This window comes from Nocardia spumae (assembly GCF_020733635.1).
GTDB lineage: Bacteria > Actinomycetota > Actinomycetes > Mycobacteriales > Mycobacteriaceae > Nocardia > Nocardia spumae.
In genome coordinates, this window is the sequence record NZ_JAJFZL010000001.1 from 6,950,336 (window position 1) to 6,967,238 (window position 16,903).

The window sequence follows — 16,903 nt, forward strand, 5'->3', positions numbered from 1 at the left end:
CTGCTAATCGAAGCGGACGCGCCCCCGCCACCGGCCCAGGAATTCGGCCTTGAACTCGTCGTAGTAGCCGCCGTCGATACTCGCGCGGATCTCGTCGACGAGCCGAATCGTGAAGCGCTCGTTGTGAATTGTGCACAGCGTGGCGGCCAGCATCTCCTTGGCCTTGAACAGGTGGTGGATGTAGGCACGGGTGTAGTGGGCGCAGGTGTAGCAATCACAGGTGTCGTCGATCGGCGTGAAATCCCGGCGAAAACGACTGGTGTTGATGTTGAAGCGGCCCGCGGCGACGTAGATCGCGGCGTTGCGGGCCACCCGGGAGGGGTTGACACAGTCGAAGGTGTCGGCGCCGTTCTCGATCGCGACGAAGAAGTCCTCCGGTTCGCTGATCCCCAGCAGATGGCGTGGCTTCTCCGGCGGCAGTTCGTCACAGCACCAGCCGACGATGGTGCCGAGATTGGCTTTTTCCAGCGCACCGCCGATCCCGAAACCATCGAAGGCCGAACCCGTTTCACTACCCCGCATGGCCTCCAGATCACGAGATGCCTTGCGGCGCAGATCCTCGTACTGCGCACCCTGAATCACCGCGAACAGCGCCTGATAGGGCCGATGCGACCGCTGCGCGGTCAGGCGCTCGTGTTCGTCGATGCAGCGCTGCGCCCATTCGTGGGTGCGCTGCAGCGACTTCTCCTGGTAACCACGGGTATTGAACAGCGTGGTCAGCTCGTCGAAGGCGAACATGACATCGGCGCCGAGCCGGTGCTGGATCCCCATCGAAACCTCCGGGGTGAACCGGTGTTTCGAGCCGTCCAGATGGGAGCGGAAGGTGACGCCGTCGTCGTCGACCACGGCGAGGCGTTCCTTCCCCTTGGCGATGACCTCATCGCTCTGGACGCCGACCGCCTCCATCGCCAGCACCTTCTTGAAGCCGACGCCCAGCGACATCACCTGGAAGCCACCGCTGTCGGTGAAGGTGGGACCGGGCCAGTTCATGAACCGGCTCAGCCCGCCCGCCTCGTCCACGATGTCGGATCCGGGCTGCAGATACAGGTGGTAGGCATTGGCCAGCAGCGCCTGCGACCCGATCTCGGCCATCGTCTCCGGCAGTACGGCCTTCACCGTCGCCTTCGTGCCGACCGGGATGAACGCCGGGGTGGCGATCTGCCCGTGCGGCGTGGCGATCGCACCGGTGCGGCCGTGCCTGCCGGGCAGCCGGGTACCGACGGTGAAGGAGAACTGGGCGGGATCGGACACGCCGTTATCCTGCCAGGCCGCCGCTCGAGCGATATCCCAGGCGCGGCCGAAGCCGGCCCGGCCCGGACTTACACGGCGTCGAGCGTTTCCTCGTCGACCAGATCCTGATCGACCGCGGCACCGGTGAACTGCGCGTTGTAGAGGCGGAAGTAGGCGCCGCGGGCGGCCAGCAGCCGATCGTGGGTGCCCTGCTCGACGATGTGGCCGCCTTCCATCACGACGATCAGATCGGCATCGCGGATGGTCGAAAGCCGGTGCGCGATCACGAAACTCGTGCGATCGCGGCGCAGGGCGGCCATCGCCTGCTGCACCAGCAGTTCGGTACGGGTGTCGACCGAGCTGGTGGCCTCGTCCAGGATCAGGATCGTCGGCTTGGCCAGGAAGGCGCGGGCGATGGTGATCAGCTGCTTCTCACCCGCGCTGACTCCGGACCCCTCCTCGTCGATGATCGTGTCGTAGCCCTGCGGCAGCGAGTGCACGAAGCGATCCACGTAGGCGTCGCGGGCGGCCTCGAGGATGTCCTGCTCGCTCGCCTGTGGATTGCCGTAGGCGATGTTGTCCCGGATGGTGCCGCCGAACAGCCAGGTGTCCTGCAGGACCATGCCGATCCGCGAGCGCAGCCGATCGCGGCCGATGGTCGTGATGTCCACCCCGTCGATGGTGATCGCACCGGAATCCAGTTCGTAGAACCGCTCCAGCAGATTGACCAGGGTGGTCTTACCGGCGCCGGTCGGCCCGACGATGGCGACCACGTGGCCGGGCTCGGCGACCAGCGACAGATCGTCGATGATCGGCTTGTCGGCCTCGTAGCGGAAGGACACCGCGTCGAATTCCACCCGGCCGCGGTCGAGCGGACGCGGATCCTCCTCGCGCGGATCGGGAACCTGCTCGTCCGCGTCCAGGATCTCGAAGATCCGTTCCGCGGAGGCCACGCCGGACTGCAGCAGATTGACCATCGAGCCGATCTGCGTCAGCGGCTGGCTGAACTGGCGGGAGTACTGGATGAAGGCCTGCACCTCACCGAGCGACAGACTGCCCGAGGCCACCCGCAGACCGCCGACCACGGCAATCAGCACATAGTTCAGGTTCCCGATGAACATCATCACGGGCATGATCAGCCCGGAGATGAACTGGGCCTTGAAGCTGGCCTGATAGAGCTTGTCGTTGCGCTTGTCGAATTCGGCGCCGACCTCGCTGACGCGGCCGAAGGCGGTGATCACCTCGTGGCCGGTGAAGGCCTCCTCGACCTGGGCGTTGACCTGGCCGGTGTACTTCCACTGATCGATGAAGTGCGGTTTGGACCGCTTCGCGATCTGCGCGGTGACGACCACCGCGGCCGGCACCGTCAGCAGTGCGATCACCGCCAGCAGCGGCGAGATCCAGAACATCATGATCAGGATGCCGATCACCGACAGCACCGACATGACCAGCTGGCTCATGGTCTGCTGCAGGCTCTGGGCCACATTGTCGACATCGTTGGTGACGCGGGAGAGCACATCGCCGCGAGCGTTGGTGTCGAAGTAGCTCAGCGGCAGGCGGTGGATCTTGTCCTCGACCTCGGTGCGCAACCGCTGCACGGCCCGGTTGATCACCGTGGCCAGCAGATACGCCTGCAGCCAGTTGAAGACGGAGGCCAGGATGTAGAGCACCAGGACCAGCATCAGCACCTGGCCGACCGCGGCGAAATCGACGCCGTGGCCGGGCGTGATGTTCATCGACGACAGCATGCCCGCGAGCCGGTCCTGCCCCTGCTCGCGCAGGGTTGCGACCGCCTGATCCTTGGTCAGGCCCGCCGGCAACTGCTTGCTGACGACGCCGTCGAAGATGAGGTTGGTGGCCTTACCGAGGATCTGCGGACCCAGCGTGTTCATGACGACCGCGGTGACCGTCAGCAACAGGATCGCGATCACGGCCACCCGGTCCGGAGCCAGCCGCTTCAACAGCCGCTTCAGGGTCGGACCGAACGATTTGGCCTTCTGCCCGGGCGCCCCGGGCATCGGCGCGGCACCAGGCCTCATCGCGCCGCCTCCTGCGTTTCGCGGGACACCCGCACCCGGACGGCCCGATCAGCGGCTGCGCAAAGGTAGCTCATCGCGCCGCCTCCTCGGGACTGAACTGCGATTCCACGATCTCCCGGTACTCCTCGCATTCGCGCACAAGCTGCTGATGGGTGCCGAGGCCGACCATGGCGCCGTCTTCGAGGACGACGATCTGGTCGGCATCACGGACGGTCGAGATCCGCTGTGCCACCGTGATCACGGCGGCGTCGCGCGTACGCGGCCGCAGGGCCTCCCGCACCCGGGCGTCGGTGGCGACGTCGAGGGCGGAGAAGCAGTCGTCGAACAGGTAGATCTTGGGCTTCTTGACCAGCGCGCGGGCGATGGCCAGACGCTGCCGCTGACCGCCCGACACCGTGGTGCCACCCTGGGCGACCGGTGTCTGTAGTCCCTCGGGCATGTCTCGCACGAAATCCGCGGCCTGCGCGATCTCGAGTGCGTCCCACAGTTGTTCGTCGGTGGCCTCCGGGTCGCCGTAGCGCAGATTCTCCGCGATCGTGCCGGAGAACAGGTAGGCCTTCTGCGGTACCAGGCCGATCTGAGAGCGCAGCAGATCCATATCGAGCTCACGCACCTCGGTGCCGCCGACCCGGACCGTACCGGCGGTCACGTCGATCAACCGCGGAATCAGATTGACCAGGGTGGTCTTGCCGGAACCGGTGGAGCCGACGATCGCCGTGGTCCGGCCGGGTTCCACCCGGAAGCTGATGTCCCGGAGCACAGGCTCCTCGGCACCCGGGAACTTGAACTCCGCCGCCGCGACCTCGACGATGCCGGGATCGGTGGTGAAGGTCCGCGGCTGCGCGGGCGGCACCACCGAGGAATCGGTTTCCAGCACCTCGGCGATACGTTCGGCCGAGACCGCCGCGCGGGGGGCGATCATCGCCAGGAACGAGGCCATCATGACCGCCATCAGGATCTGCATGATGTAGGACAGCAGCGCGGTCAGCGAGCCGATCTGCATCGAACCCGAGTCGATGGCGTGCCCGCCGAACCAGATCACCGCGACCGTGGTGAGGTTGCTGATCAGCATCACGGCCGGGAACATCAGGGCCGCCAACCGGCCGACGAACAGTGAGGCCGAGGTGAGGTCGTCGTTGGCGACGCCGAAGCGCGCCACCTCCTGCCGCTCGCGCACGAAGGCACGCACCACGCGGATACCGGTGATCTGCTCGCGCAGCACCCGGTTCACCGCATCGATACGTTCCTGTACGCGCCGGAAGCCCGGCACCATGCGAGAGATGATCAGCCCCATGGTCAGCGCCAGGATCGGCACGGCGACCAGCAGAATCCAGGACAGGCCCAGGTCTTGGCGCAGCGCCATGACGATGCCGCCGACGCACATGATCGGCGCCATCACCACGATGGTCACGCTCATCACGATCAGCAGCTGTACCTGCTGCACGTCGTTGGTATTGCGCGTGATCAGCGACGGCGCCCCGAAGATGCCCACCTCGCGGGCGGAGAAGGTGCCCACCCGGTGCAGCAGCGCCGCGCGCATCTCCCGCCCCGCACCCATCGCGGCCTGTGCGCCCAGATAGACCGAACTCGCCGAGGCCACGATCTGCACACCCGAGACCAGCAGCATCCACAGACCGGTGGTCCAGATGTAGCCGATATCGCCCTTGGTCACGCCGTTGTCGATGATGTCGGCATTCAGGCTGGGCAGGTAGAGCATGGCGATGACGGAGATGAGCTGCAGCACAACAACCCCCGACAACTGGGTGCGGTAGGGGGCGAGAAAGGCGCGCAGCAACCGGATCAACATGATGGGTGCAGGCTACCGTTATTCCGGGGCGCTGTCGGCCACATTTTTCCGTCGGCGAAACGCTCCCGACCGGCCCTGTCGGCCCGGTACGGCACGGGGTGCGGCTAGCTGCCGGACACCGGCGCTGCCGGTCCGGGCCGCCGGGTCCAGGCGCCCGGATCACTGATGAGATCGACCACGAAATCCGGCAGTTCGTCGGCCGCGATATCGGCGATACTCACCTGCTCGAGCACGGCGCGAATATTCACTCGCAGCGCGATCCACACCCGTTGCAGCGGCGCGGCCACGCCCGAGTACTCCACATCCTCGGGCCGCTGTCCGCGCACCGAGGCCAGTGGCCCCTCGACCGCCCGAATCACGTCGGCGATGCTGATCTCCCCGGCCGGGCGGGCCAGCCGATATCCGCCGTCGGGTCCGCGCCGGCTGATCACCAGTTCGGCCCGGCGCAGTTCCGCGGCAATGGATTCCAGGATCTTCGGCGAAATCCCCTGTGCCGTGGCGATGGTCTCCGCTTTCACCGAATTCGGTTGCGTGCGAGCGATTTCCAGCAGAATGCGAACCGCGTGATCGACCCGAGCCGTGATGTGCACTAGCGCTCACCGGTCAGCACGGTCAGCGCGGCGTCGAGCAGCACCTGCTCGATCAGCTCGTCGGCGGCGGCCGGCACCAATTCCTTCGACCACAACACCGTACTCAGGACCTCCAGCGCGGAGCTGGCCCGCAACAGGGCCTCGTCGGCCGGATCGGGCCCGGCCAGCCACCGGCACAGCCGCTCGTGCATGTAGAGCATGTCCGGATAGCGATCACCGATGGCGTTGAGGATAGCCACGGTATCCCGTACGCACATCGTCCCGGCCGTGCGATGGCGCAGCAGCGTGCGCAGTTGATGTTCGAGCACTTCACGCGCGCGCTGCGGGCTGTAGGGCACGCCGTCGAGTTCGTCGACCACGCGCTTCATATCGTCGAACACCGGCTCGATGATGGCGAGCAGCAGATCGAGCTTCGAAGCGTAGTGATAGTAGAGGGACGCCTTTGTGATTCCTACCGCATCCGCGACCTCGCGCAGGCTGGTCTGCTCGAAGCCCTTGTTCGAAAACAGCCGGATCGCCGCCTCACGAATCGCGTCCTTGGTGCTTTGACCTGCGACGACTGATCCAGAGGTACTGCGGGCGCTCATTCGACGATCCTCTCATCAACCGACGGAAGCGGAGGCCCGGCCCCGAAAATCGAGGTTGTTCCTCCGCTTATCGATTCGGTAGTCTACCTACCGCACGGTAGGCAGAGAGCGTCGATGGAGGCGGATCGCAGTGCGGCGTCCGCAGTAGTGCTGTCTACGGGGCCTGAACTCAGCACCGCAAATCAGCTATCGCTAGGAGATACCGCGTGTCCGTGTACCTCTATCGGTGGGGCAAGTTCGCCTTCCGCCGAAAATGGATCGTGCTACCGGTCTGGTTGCTGATCTTCGTGATCGTGGGCGCCGTCGGCGTCGGGCTGAAGAAGCAGAGCCAGGACGACTTCAACATGCCCGACCTGCCCTCGCAGAAGGCGACCGACATCCTGGACAAGCAGTTCCCGGGCGCCTCCGAGGCATTCAAGTTCGACGCCGTGACCGGCACCTATGTGGTTGCCGCACAACACGGCAAGCTCACCGACCCCGATAACCACAAGAATCTGACCGCGCTGGTCGACAAGATCAACAATCTCGACATCGTCGACAAGTCCAAGATCAAGCAGGATCCCGCGCATCCGGGTGTCCTGATCGATCCGGTGACCGCGACGTCGGCGATCGGCTGCACCTCGGGTGACCGCACCAGCTCGGACTTCATCGCCAAATGTGGTCTGACACCGCTGAACGTGCTCGGCAAGAACAACAATGCCGACACCGTCGCCTACTTCACCGTGCCGTTCGACATCAAGTCCTTCTCCGATCTCACCGAGGCACAGAAGGACGAGGCCTACAAGGTCGCCGACGACGCACGCAACAGCGGCCTCACCGTCGAGCTCAGCGGGTCCATCGCCACCCAGCAGATGGAGACCGGCGGCGCCTCGGAGATGATCGGCTACGTCGTGGCCTTCATCGTGATGATGATCGCCTTCGGCGCGCTGATCGCCGCCTTCGTACCGATCCTCACCGGCGTCGTCGGCGTCGGCATGGCGGGCGCGCTGATCATGGCGGGCACCTCCATCACGAATATTCCGACCTTCACCACGGTCCTGGCCTCGATGATCGGTATCGCGCTGTCGATCGACTACGCGCTGTTCATCGTCTCGCGCTACAAACACGAACTCGCGGTACAGGATTCACCGGAGGAAGCGGCGGGTGTGGCCATCGGCACGGCCGGCTCCGCGGTCGTCTTCGCCGGTATGACCGTGATCATCGCACTGTGCGGCCTGAGCATCGTCGGCGTCAGCTTCCTGACCTGGATGGGTCTGGGTGGTGCGCTCGCGGCCTTCTTCGCGATCCTGGTCGCGCTGACCCTGCTGCCCGCGATGATGGGCGCATTCGGCCGCTTCCTGTTCAAGCCGAAACTGCCGCTGGTGGCACGCACCGACACCGAGGACGACAACGCCGTCACCAACGGCAAGCGGTTCGCCCGGCTCATCGCCAGGGCCCCGTGGCTGACTCTCGGCGCCAGCGTGATCGTGCTCGGCCTGCTCGCGGCACCCGCGGTGAATCTGAGCCTGGGCCTGCCGGGTGAGGACAGCCAGCCCAAGACCACCACCGTCCGCAAGGCCTACGACCTGCGCACCGAGGGCTTCGGCGAGGGCAGCAACGGCACGCTGATGGTCGTCGCCGATCTGACGAAGGTGAAGCCGGAGCAGCGCAAGGAAGCCGTCACGGCGCTGCACGACAAGCTGGCCGCGTATCCGGGCATGGACTTCGTGACCATGCCGACCATGAGCAAGATCGATCCGCAGACCAAGACCCCGGACTACGTGAACAGCACCGGAGCCCAGCTCACCGCGGTGCCCGATTTCGGCCCGAACAACTCCGACACCCAGGACCTGGTGAAACATGCCCGGGACGCGGAATCGGAGCTGAACGCGAAATACGGCATGGAGTACGGCATCACCGGTACGACGGCGATCTACTCCGATGTGTCGAATGCCCTGCTCGGCAAGATCGTGCCTTATATGACGATCGTGGCGATCGCGGCCTTCCTGCTGCTGGTGCTGGTGTTCCGTTCGGTACTGGTGCCGTTGACCGCGGCCCTCGGCTTCCTGTTGTCGATGGCGGCCACCTTCGGCACGACCGTGCTGATCTTCCAGCAGGACAAGCTCGGCCTGATCGGTGATCAGCATCCGATCGTGAGCTTCCTGCCGATCATGTTGATCGGCTTGGTATTCGGCCTCGCCATGGACTACCAGGTCTTCCTCGTCACCCGCATGCGCGAGGAATACGTCCACGGCAAGTCGCCGAAGGAAGCCATGATCTCGGGCTACCACCACGGCGCCCGGGTGGTCACCTCCGCGGCCGTCATCATGATCTCGGTATTCGCCGGATTCGTGCTGATGCCGGATGTGACCGCGAAGTCCATGGGCTTCGCGCTGGCGGCCGGCGTCCTGTTCGACGCTTTCCTGGTCCGGATGGTGCTGATCCCGTCGCTGCTGGTCCTGATGGGCAAGTGGGCGTGGTGGATGCCCAAGTGGCTCGATCGGATCCTGCCGGATATCGACGTCGAGGGCACCAAGCTGCGTGCGCTGCAGCAGCGCGACCGCGAGGCCGCGGCCGAGCGGGAGCCGGTCCCGGTCGGCTGATCGCGGCACTCGGAGTCCGCACGACCTCGGGCCCCCACCCTTCGCGGGTGGGGGCCCGAGTCGTATCCGGACACGGCACATCTCGATCGGGTAGAGATCTTGATCTTGCAGCTACGAGCCAGCAGACTCGAACCCGACGCTCTCCATCTCGGCCACGCACCGGATCGACGCGGTCCGATGCGTGCATCGGCAACCGCACAGCTCGATCAGCGATCGGTCCCGGTTCGCGCTCACGGATTCGCGCTCGCGTCCGCAGGGGCCTGCGACCCTAGGAGTGCTCGTGTCCGTCTATCTGTATCGGTGGGGCAGGTTCGCCTTTCGGCACAAGTGGATCGTGCTGCCGGTCTGGCTGCTGCTGTTCCTCATCCTCGCCGGTCTGGGCGCGCAGCTGAAGAAGCCGATGAACGACGACTTCACCATTCCGAACCTGCCGTCGGAACGTGCGACCGAGATCCTGGACAAACATTTCCCGGGGATGTCGGAGGCCTTCAGTTTCGAGGCCGTCACCGGCACCTACGTGATCGCCGCGGCACCCGGGCAGAAATTGACCGACGCCACCGATCGGGCCGCCGTCGCCGGCATGGTCGCCAAGCTGAACGATCTCTCGATCGTCGATCACAGCACCCCACTGGCCGATCCGATCACCGCCACCGAACAGATGGGCTGCCTGGGCGCGGACCGCAGCTCGCCCGAATTCGTCTCCCGCTGCAGCGCCGCACCGCTGAACGTCCTGAACTCCGAGCAGCCCGATACCGTCGCGGTGCTGACAGTCCCTTTCACGATCCAGAAATTCACCGATATCACCGCCGACGATCGCGCGGCCGCCTTCGCGGTCGGCGACGACGCCCGGGCCGCCGGACTCCAGGTCGAGATGAGCGGTTCACTGGCGATGGAACAGCAGCAACCCAGCGGACAGGCCGAGATGATCGGTATGGCGGTGGCCCTGGTGGTGATGGTCGTGGCCTTCGGTGCGATCGTGGCCGCGTTCGTGCCGATCATCACCGCGATCGTCGGACTCGGCGCGGCGACATCGGTGATCTTCCTCGGCACCTCGTTCATGTCGGTACCGAGTTTCACGACCTTCCTGGCCTCGATGATCGGTATCGCCCTGTCCATCGACTACGCGCTGTTCATCGTCTCGCGCTACAAACACGAACGGGCGGTACAGAGCTCCCCCGAGATCGCCGCCGGCACCGCATTGGGCACCGCCGGATCCGCGGTCGTGTTCGCGGGTGCCACGGTGATCATCGCGCTGGTCGGACTGGCGATCGTCAATATCCGCTTCCTGACCTTCATGGGTCTGGGCGGTGCGATCGCGGCCGCGTTCGCGGTGCTCACGGCCATCACCCTGATGCCGGCACTGCTCGGGGCGTTCGGGAAATTCCTGTTCAAGCCGAAGATTCCGCTGATCGCCCAGCACGATCCCGAAGACGATTCGGTGGTCACCAACGGTATGCGGGTGGCGCGGGTGATCGGGCGGATGCCCTGGCTGACACTGGTCGCGAGCGTCATCGTGCTGGGCCTGCTGGCCGCGCCCGCGCTGAGTTTGAATCTGGGCCTGCCGGGTGAGGACAGCCAGCCGAAGACCACCACCATTCGCAAGGCCTACGACCTGCGCACCGAGGGCTTCGGTGAAGGCAGCAACGGAAAACTGGAAATCGTCGCGGATCTGTCGAAGGTGCCCACCGATCAACGGCAGGCGGCGCTCACCGCGCTCCACGACGAACTGGCCGCTTATCCGGGTATGGACTACGTGACCCAGCCGCAGCTGAGCAAGGACGGCGCGGGCGCGCTGATGACCGCTGTCCCGACCACTGGACCCAATGAGCAGAGCACCAAGGATCTGGTCCGCACTGCCCGCGACACCGAATCGTCACTGCACGACAAATACGGCATCGAGTACGGAATCACCGGCACCACAGCGATTTACGCCGATGTCGACCACGCGCTGCTCAGTAAGATCGTGCCCTATCTGGCGATCGTCGCGGGTGCGGCCTTCCTGTTGCTGATCGCGGTATTCCGTTCGGTGCTGGTGCCTTTCACCGCGGCGCTGGGATTCCTGCTGTCCATGGCGGCCACCTTCGGCGCGACCGTGCTGATCTTCCAGAAGGGCGCGCTGGGCCTGATCTCCGAACCCCGGCCGATCGTGAGCTTCCTGCCGATCATGTTGATCGGCTTGGTATTCGGCCTCGCCATGGACTACCAGGTCTTCCTCGTCACCCGCATGCGCGAGGAATACGTCCACGGTAAATCCCCCACCGACGCCATGATCTCCGGCTACCACCACGGCGCGCGCGTGGTGACCTCGGCCGCGATCATCATGATCTCGGTGTTCGGTTCGTTCCTGCTGGAAACGGATGTGACCGCGAAGTCCATGGGCTTCGCGCTGGCGGCCGGCGTCCTGTTCGACGCCTTCCTGGTCCGGATGGTGCTGATCCCGTCGCTGCTGATCCTGATGGGCAAGGCGGCGTGGTGGATACCCGGCTGGCTCAGCCGGATCGTGCCGGATATCGACGTGGAGGGTGCGCGGTTGCGCGAACTCCACGTCGACGATCCGGACGAGCCGAGGAGCCGGGTCGGCGTCAGCTGAGCTGGGGCGCGACCTCGGCCGCCACCAGCTCCAGGTGCGCCAGGTCCGACAGATCCAGCACCTGCAGGTAGAGACGGCTGATACCGGTGCTCTCGCGGTAACGGCCGATCTTGTCGACCACCTCGGCCGGTGACCCGGTCAAACCGTTGACCCGCAGTTCGTCCACCTCGCGGCCGATCGCCTTTGCGCGCCGGGCGATCTCGTCCTCGTCGCGCCCCACACACAGCACCTGCGCGGCGGACCGGATGATGCCGCCGGGGTCACGCCCGATCTCCTCGGCCGCTGCCGAGACCCGATCGAATTGCGCCGCGGCCGTTTCCGCGTCCACGAACGGCAGGTTGAACTCCCGGGCGTAGCGCGCCGCGAGAGCGGGCGTGCGCTTCCGGCCCGCACCACCGATGATCACCGGCGGTCCGGGTTCCTGCACCGGCTTGGGCAGCGCCGGACTGGCCTGCAGCTCATAGTGTTTGCCCACGAAATCGAAGGTCTCCCCGACCGGCGTGCGCCACAGTCCGGTGATGATGGCCAGCTGTTCGGCATACCGGTCGAACCGCTCGCGCACCTCCGGCAGATCGATACCGTAGGCGCGGTGCTCATCGGCGAACCAGCCCGCGCCGATGCCGAGTTCCACACGGCCGCCCGACATCTGGTCCACCTGCGCCACCGAGATCGCCAGCACCGACGGATGCCGGAAGGTGGCCGCGGTGACCAGGGTGCCCAACCGGATCCGCGAGGTCTCGCGGGCCAGACCGGCCAGCGTGATCCAGGCATCGGTGGGTCCGGGCAGACCCGACACCCCACCCATCCTCAGATAGTGATCCGACCGGAAGAAGGCGTCGAACCCGGCATCCTCGGTCACCTTCGCAACCCGGAGCAGATCATCGTAGGTAGCCCCCTGCTGAGGCTCGGTGAAGATTCGTAGTTCCACGTGAACCAACGTACCGGCGGGACGGTTTCCACGCGCCCAGGCACGTATCCGACACCGACGGAGCCTCGCTCACGCAGGGTGCGAGACGTCGTCGTTTCCGTCGGTGCCGTCGATGAGTGTCTGGACACCGTCGAAGATGCGATCCAGGCCGAAGGTCAGCGGATCGATGTCCCCGGTCGGCTCGGCGAACGTTTTCACCAGCGCGGGGAAGCGTTGCGCGTGGACGCCGAGGAGTTCACCGGTGAGCTGCTGCCATTCGCGGGCGTGATCGGCGTCGAAGTCGGCGTACTGCTGGGCGAGGTTGCGGACGTGTCCGGCGATGAGCAGGAATATTTGATGGCGTTCGGCGGCCTGGAGGCCGGTCGATTCCAGTACCGCCAACGCCGTGTCCATCCACCGAAGTTGGTGCGGACCGAGCAGTTGCTGACGCATGGCCGTCGCGGTGAGCAGCCACGGATGCGCTCGATAGACCTCCAGCAGTTGGCGTGCCCAGGCCTGGAGCCGGGTGCGCCAGCCGGTTTCGGGTTCGGGTAGCTCGGGTTCGACGGCCAGGACTGCCTCGACCATCAATTCGACCAATGCCGTCTTGCCGGGAATGTGCCGGTAGAGGGCCATTCCGGAAACGCCGAACGCAGCGGCCACCTTGTTCATCGACACGGCTTCCAGGCCGTCGAGGTCGGCGCGCGACACCGCTGCCGCGGTGATGCCGTCGATGGTCAGACCGGGTTTGGGGGCACGAATGGGCTCCCCCCACAACAGTGCGGCAGCGGTGCGCAGGTCACGGGGTTTGTCCTCGGCGCTTCGAGCCATGGCCGGTCGTCCTCCTGCGAGGTCGTGGTTGACAGGGCACTCTTCTGTTTATACCTTAAGCATCCTTGTTTACGATATAAACATACGAGGAGTCATCATGCGGATCCCCGGCATGAAGCACGCACAACGGCTGCGCATCACCACCCCGGACGGCATCGACGAGGCGAGCTTCGTTCGGATCGGCGGGATCGATCAGTGGATCTCGATCCGCGGTGAGCATCGCGACAACCCGGTACTGCTCGAAATCCACGGCGGACCCGGTGCTTCCAACCTCATCTACGCCGCTCGCACCCGGGTCTGGGAACGCCACTTCACCGTGGTGCGATGGGATATGCGTGGCGCCGGAAAGACTTTCGGCCACACCGGCCCGACAGGCCAGGGCGAGATGAGCCTCGCCCAGCTCGAGCGTGATGGCGCAGAGGTCACCGAGTATGTGCGGGCTCGACTCGATGTCGACAAAGTCGTGCTGGTCGGCTGCTCTTTCGGATCTTTCGTCGCACTGCGCCTGGCCCGCAGCCACCCCGAATTCTTCTCCGCCTACGTCGGCACGGACCAGAACATCAACGCCGGCGGCCGCGACCGCACCGCCTACGCGGGGCTGCTCGATCGGCTCGAAAAGACCGGCAAGCGACAGGATCTCGCGGCCGTCACCGCCATGACCGCGGATCGTTCGGCGTGGACCACCGCGGACCGGTCGCGGTTCGACAAGCACGCCGTCGGCTCCGACCCGCTCACACTCGACACCGTCAAGAAGGTCGTGATGGGCTCGCTGCTGACCTCACCGCTGCACTCCCTCGCCGAGGTCCGCACCTACACCAGGGCTATGAGCTTCTCCGAATGCCTTGCCCCGCAATCGGTCACGATCGACGAGTGGGCGGAGGGCACCGACTTCGCGATCCCGTTCTTCCTGTTCCAGGGCGAATACGACGTCATCACTCCACCACGATCGGCCCAGCGGTTCTTCGACGATGTCACCGCCCCGATCAAGAAATTCGCACTCATCGAGGACGCGAGCCACTTCGCGGCCCTGCGCCGGCCCGACCGCTTCCTCGACCTCTTGCGTACTCACGTCCTCCCCGCGATCACAGCGCATGTCACACCGTCGGCCCCCGCGTCGTCGATCAACTGACCACCCGGCACGACAACAACAAGAACGAGGATCGACAATGTCTATCGAGACCCTGCGCACCACCATTCGCGGCGGCGTGCTCCTGCCGGGCGACGCCGAATTCGAGCGGGCGGCGCAGCCGTGGAACTCCGCTGTCACCCAGTCCGTGGCCGCTGTCGTCGAGGTGGCCGACGCGCCCGACATCACCGCGGTGCTCGACTACGCCCGCCGCGCCGGCCGGGTGGTGGTCACCCAGCCCACCGGGCACGGTGCGACCGGCGATATCGACGGCGCGATCCTGGTGCGTACCAGGAACTTCGACAACATCGCCGTCGATCCCGAGCGGCGCGTGGCACGAGTCGGCAGTGGCGTGCGGTGGGGACAGGTACAGGCCGCCGCGGCCGCGCACGGTCTCGCGGGGCTGTCCGGGAGCAACCCTGTCGTGGGCGTGACCGGCTATACCCTCGGCGGCGGCTTCGGTTGGTTCGCCCGCACATACGGATGGGCCTCGGACGCGGTGCGCGCCGTCGAGATCGTCGATGCGACCGGGCGTCCCCAGCGGGTCACCGCCGACTCCGACCCGGACCTGTTCTGGGCTTTGCGCGGCGGTGGCGGCGATTTCGGGATCGTCACCGGCGTGGAATTCGAATTGGTCGCGCTGCCCCGGCTCTACGGTGGGCGGGTGATGTGGCCGGTCGACCGCACCGGTGAAGTCTTCGAACTGTTCAACGAGCTCACCGCCGACGCACCGGCCGAATTGTCGGTGTGGTTGCAGCGCTATGCGATTCCCGGCGCCGCGCCGACCGTCGCCATCGATTTCGCCTACCTCGGCGATCCCGCCGAGGGCCGGCACCTCACCCGCCGGCTCGACACGATCGGCGGCCACATCGCCGATACCCGCGGCGAACTCAGCCCGGCCGAGATCGGCAAGATCACCGCCGAACCCACCGAACCCAGCCCCTCCCTCTCGCGCGGCGAACTGCTCACCGACCTCGGCGACGCGGTCGTGAAGACCCTCATCGACGCCCCCTGCGCACCGCTGCTCAACGTGCAGATCCGCGGCCTGGGCGGCGCACTCGCGCAGCACCGCCCCGACGGCGGCGCACGCGGGCCCGTCGCCGAACCTTATGCGCTATACCTCCTCGGACTCGGGTTGCCGCACCTGCAGGCCGGCATCGCTGACCGATTCGCAGAAATCCTCGACGCGCTCGGGCCGAGCGTCACCGGCGCCAAGCCCTACACATTCCTCGCACCCGGGGAATCGGCTGCCGCGGCCTTCGACCCCGCCACTCTGGCCCGGCTGCGGGAGATCAAGCGAAACCGTGATCCCCACAACGTCATCCGCGCCAACTTCCCGGTGCTCGATGCCGTGGGCTGACAGGGCGCGCTCCGAGGCGCGGCGATAATGCCGCGTCCGCGAAGTGACAAGGCGACACAAAAAAGCTCCCCACCTGTTACTTCAGGTGGGGAGCTCTGGCGGTGGCGGAGGGATTTGAACCCTCGGTGGGGGGTTACCCCACACACGCTTTCGAGGCGTGCTCCTTAGGCCGCTCGGACACGCCACCGCAGGTGACTTTACCGGACGGTGCGAAGGAAACCGAAATCGGGAGGTCAGGGGCGGTGGGTGCGGAAAAACGCGTCCAGGACGGCGGCGCATTCGGATTCCAGGACACCGCCGCGGACCTCCGGGCGATGGTTGAGACGACGGTCACGCACCACATCCCAGAGCGAGCCGACCGCACCGGTCTTGGGTTCCCACGCGCCGAACACCAGCCGGCCGACCCGGGCCAGCACCAGCGCCCCGGCACACATCGTGCACGGTTCCAGCGTCACCGCCAGCGTGGCGCCCTCGAGCCGCCAGCCGTCGCCGACCACCCGCGCCGCACGGCGCAAGGCCAGGATCTCGGCATGTGCGGTCGGGTCGCCCGATGCCTCGCGGGCATTGCTCGCCCGCGCCAGCTCGCGGCCGGACGCGTCGAAGACGACCGCGCCGACCGGCACGTCCCGCGGGTCCGCGGCCGCGGCCGCGGCGAGCGCGACGCGGATCAGGTCCTCGTCACCCGGCCGTGCGCCCGGAGGCACCGAACTCAATGGTGCAGCTTGTCCAGGACCGCGGAGAATTCGTCGGCGAAGCCGAGCCGCTGCGCGACCATGCCCAACTGCTCGTCCGGGTACAGATCGGTCTCGGCGAGGATCACACTGAGAACGGGTTCGGGCAGTCCCAGATCGGCCAGCAAGCCCAGATCGCCCTCTTCCCACGGGTCGACCTCGTCGAGCTCGTCGGGATCGATATCGGGGACCTCGATATTCAGCGCGTCGAGGACCTCGACGGCGATGTCGTAGTCGATCGCGGCCGTCGCATCCGAGATCAGCAGGCGGCTGCCGGTCGGGCCCGGACGCAGGACGATGAAGAATTCGTCGTCGACGTCGAGCAGCCCGAATACCGCACCGGTGCTACGCAGTGCGAGCAATTCCTCCTCGGCCGCGGACAGACTGTTCAGCGACGCCGCACTGAGCGGGCTGCATCGCCACGTACTGTCCTCGCGGACGACCGCCACTGCGAACCCTTCCACATCGTCGTAATCATCCGACGCGGCCCTGTTCGTGCCCGAGCGCTGTGCCATGGCCGCAA

The 16,903-nt window shown here is 66.1% G+C and carries 13 protein-coding genes and 1 tRNA gene; 4 read left to right on the forward strand and 10 right to left on the reverse strand.

Going from position 1 to position 16,903, the window contains the following annotated elements; all coding sequences use genetic code 11:
• Nucleotides 1-3: 3 nt before the first annotated feature.
• From tgt to LKD76_RS31150, 5 genes are all read right to left on the reverse strand, one after another.
• Complete coding sequence (gene tgt / locus LKD76_RS31130; RefSeq protein WP_227984993.1) at nucleotides 4-1,251, reverse strand: tRNA guanosine(34) transglycosylase Tgt; 1,248 nt, start codon at nucleotides 1,249-1,251, stop codon at nucleotides 4-6.
• Nucleotides 1,252-1,319: 68 nt separating this feature from the next.
• Nucleotides 1,320-3,269 (reverse strand): ABC transporter ATP-binding protein, encoded by a 1,950-nt coding sequence (locus tag LKD76_RS31135; RefSeq protein ID WP_227984994.1) that lies wholly within the window; start codon nucleotides 3,267-3,269, stop codon nucleotides 1,320-1,322.
• 70 nt (nucleotides 3,270-3,339) lie between these two features.
• On the reverse strand, nucleotides 3,340-5,076 hold the full coding sequence (locus tag LKD76_RS31140; RefSeq protein ID WP_227984995.1) for an ABC transporter ATP-binding protein: 1,737 nt from the start codon (nucleotides 5,074-5,076) through the stop codon (nucleotides 3,340-3,342).
• Nucleotides 5,077-5,180: 104 nt separating this feature from the next.
• Nucleotides 5,181-5,666, reverse strand: a complete 486-nt coding sequence (locus LKD76_RS31145; RefSeq protein WP_227984996.1) for an RrF2 family transcriptional regulator — start codon at nucleotides 5,664-5,666, stop codon at nucleotides 5,181-5,183.
• Nucleotides 5,666-6,253 carry a TetR/AcrR family transcriptional regulator gene (locus LKD76_RS31150; RefSeq protein ID WP_227984997.1) on the reverse strand — a complete coding sequence of 196 codons (588 nt, stop codon included), beginning with the start codon at nucleotides 6,251-6,253 and terminating at the stop codon, nucleotides 5,666-5,668. Before LKD76_RS31150 ends, LKD76_RS31145 begins: the two co-directional genes overlap by 1 nt.
• 206 nt (nucleotides 6,254-6,459) lie before the next feature.
• On the opposite strand from LKD76_RS31150, the gene LKD76_RS31155 reads away from it, so the two are divergent.
• Both LKD76_RS31155 and LKD76_RS31160 read left to right on the forward strand, forming a co-directional pair.
• Nucleotides 6,460-8,835 (forward strand): MMPL family transporter, encoded by a 2,376-nt coding sequence (locus LKD76_RS31155; protein ID WP_227984998.1) that lies wholly within the window; start codon nucleotides 6,460-6,462, stop codon nucleotides 8,833-8,835.
• A 280-nt stretch (nucleotides 8,836-9,115) separates the two neighbouring features.
• Nucleotides 9,116-11,425: an MMPL family transporter gene (locus tag LKD76_RS31160; RefSeq protein WP_227984999.1), complete on the forward strand. Its 2,310-nt coding sequence runs from the start codon at nucleotides 9,116-9,118 to the stop codon at nucleotides 11,423-11,425.
• Here LKD76_RS31160 and LKD76_RS31165 read toward each other — a convergent pair.
• Entirely contained in the window at nucleotides 11,418-12,353 is a 936-nt protein-coding gene (locus LKD76_RS31165) for an LLM class F420-dependent oxidoreductase (protein ID WP_227985000.1), read from the reverse strand. The genes LKD76_RS31160 and LKD76_RS31165 overlap by 8 nt on opposite strands.
• A gap of 69 nt (nucleotides 12,354-12,422) precedes the next feature.
• Nucleotides 12,423-13,163: a TetR/AcrR family transcriptional regulator gene (locus LKD76_RS31170; RefSeq protein WP_227985001.1), complete on the reverse strand. Its 741-nt coding sequence runs from the start codon at nucleotides 13,161-13,163 to the stop codon at nucleotides 12,423-12,425.
• Between the two features lie 97 nt (nucleotides 13,164-13,260).
• On the opposite strand from LKD76_RS31170, the gene LKD76_RS31175 reads away from it, so the two are divergent.
• Together LKD76_RS31175 and LKD76_RS31180 are read left to right on the forward strand one after the other, a co-directional pair.
• Nucleotides 13,261-14,292 carry an alpha/beta fold hydrolase gene (locus LKD76_RS31175; RefSeq protein ID WP_227985002.1) on the forward strand — a complete coding sequence of 344 codons (1,032 nt, stop codon included), beginning with the start codon at nucleotides 13,261-13,263 and terminating at the stop codon, nucleotides 14,290-14,292.
• Between the two features lie 37 nt (nucleotides 14,293-14,329).
• Entirely contained in the window at nucleotides 14,330-15,649 is a 1,320-nt protein-coding gene (locus LKD76_RS31180; RefSeq protein ID WP_227985003.1) for an FAD-binding oxidoreductase, read from the forward strand.
• Between the two features lie 96 nt (nucleotides 15,650-15,745).
• On the opposite strand, the gene LKD76_RS31185 is transcribed toward LKD76_RS31180, so the two are convergent.
• From LKD76_RS31185 to LKD76_RS31195, 3 genes are all read right to left on the reverse strand, one after another.
• Nucleotides 15,746-15,836, reverse strand: a tRNA-Ser gene (locus LKD76_RS31185).
• Nucleotides 15,837-15,882: 46 nt separating this feature from the next.
• Nucleotides 15,883-16,353: a nucleoside deaminase gene (locus LKD76_RS31190; protein WP_227985004.1), complete on the reverse strand. Its 471-nt coding sequence runs from the start codon at nucleotides 16,351-16,353 to the stop codon at nucleotides 15,883-15,885.
• 5 nt (nucleotides 16,354-16,358) lie between these two features.
• Nucleotides 16,359-16,895: a tRNA adenosine deaminase-associated protein gene (locus tag LKD76_RS31195; RefSeq protein ID WP_227985005.1), complete on the reverse strand. Its 537-nt coding sequence runs from the start codon at nucleotides 16,893-16,895 to the stop codon at nucleotides 16,359-16,361.
• Between the last annotated feature and the right edge of the window lie 8 nt (nucleotides 16,896-16,903).

Excerpts from the sequence above, each read along its gene's own strand:
- LKD76_RS31170 (WP_227985001.1), bottom strand. The coding sequence starts at position 13,163 with ATGGCTCGAAGCGCCGAGGACAAACCCCGTGACCTGCGCACCGCTGCC.
- LKD76_RS31195 (WP_227985005.1), bottom strand. The coding sequence starts at position 16,895 with ATGGCACAGCGCTCGGGCACGAACAGGGCCGCGTCGGATGATTACGAC.
- LKD76_RS31140 (WP_227984995.1), bottom strand. The coding sequence starts at position 5,076 with ATGTTGATCCGGTTGCTGCGCGCCTTTCTCGCCCCCTACCGCACCCAG.
- LKD76_RS31180 (WP_227985003.1), top strand. The coding sequence starts at position 14,330 with ATGTCTATCGAGACCCTGCGCACCACCATTCGCGGCGGCGTGCTCCTG.
- LKD76_RS31175 (WP_227985002.1), top strand. The coding sequence starts at position 13,261 with ATGCGGATCCCCGGCATGAAGCACGCACAACGGCTGCGCATCACCACC.
- LKD76_RS31135 (WP_227984994.1), bottom strand. The coding sequence starts at position 3,269 with ATGAGGCCTGGTGCCGCGCCGATGCCCGGGGCGCCCGGGCAGAAGGCC.
- LKD76_RS31150 (WP_227984997.1), bottom strand. The coding sequence starts at position 6,253 with ATGAGCGCCCGCAGTACCTCTGGATCAGTCGTCGCAGGTCAAAGCACC.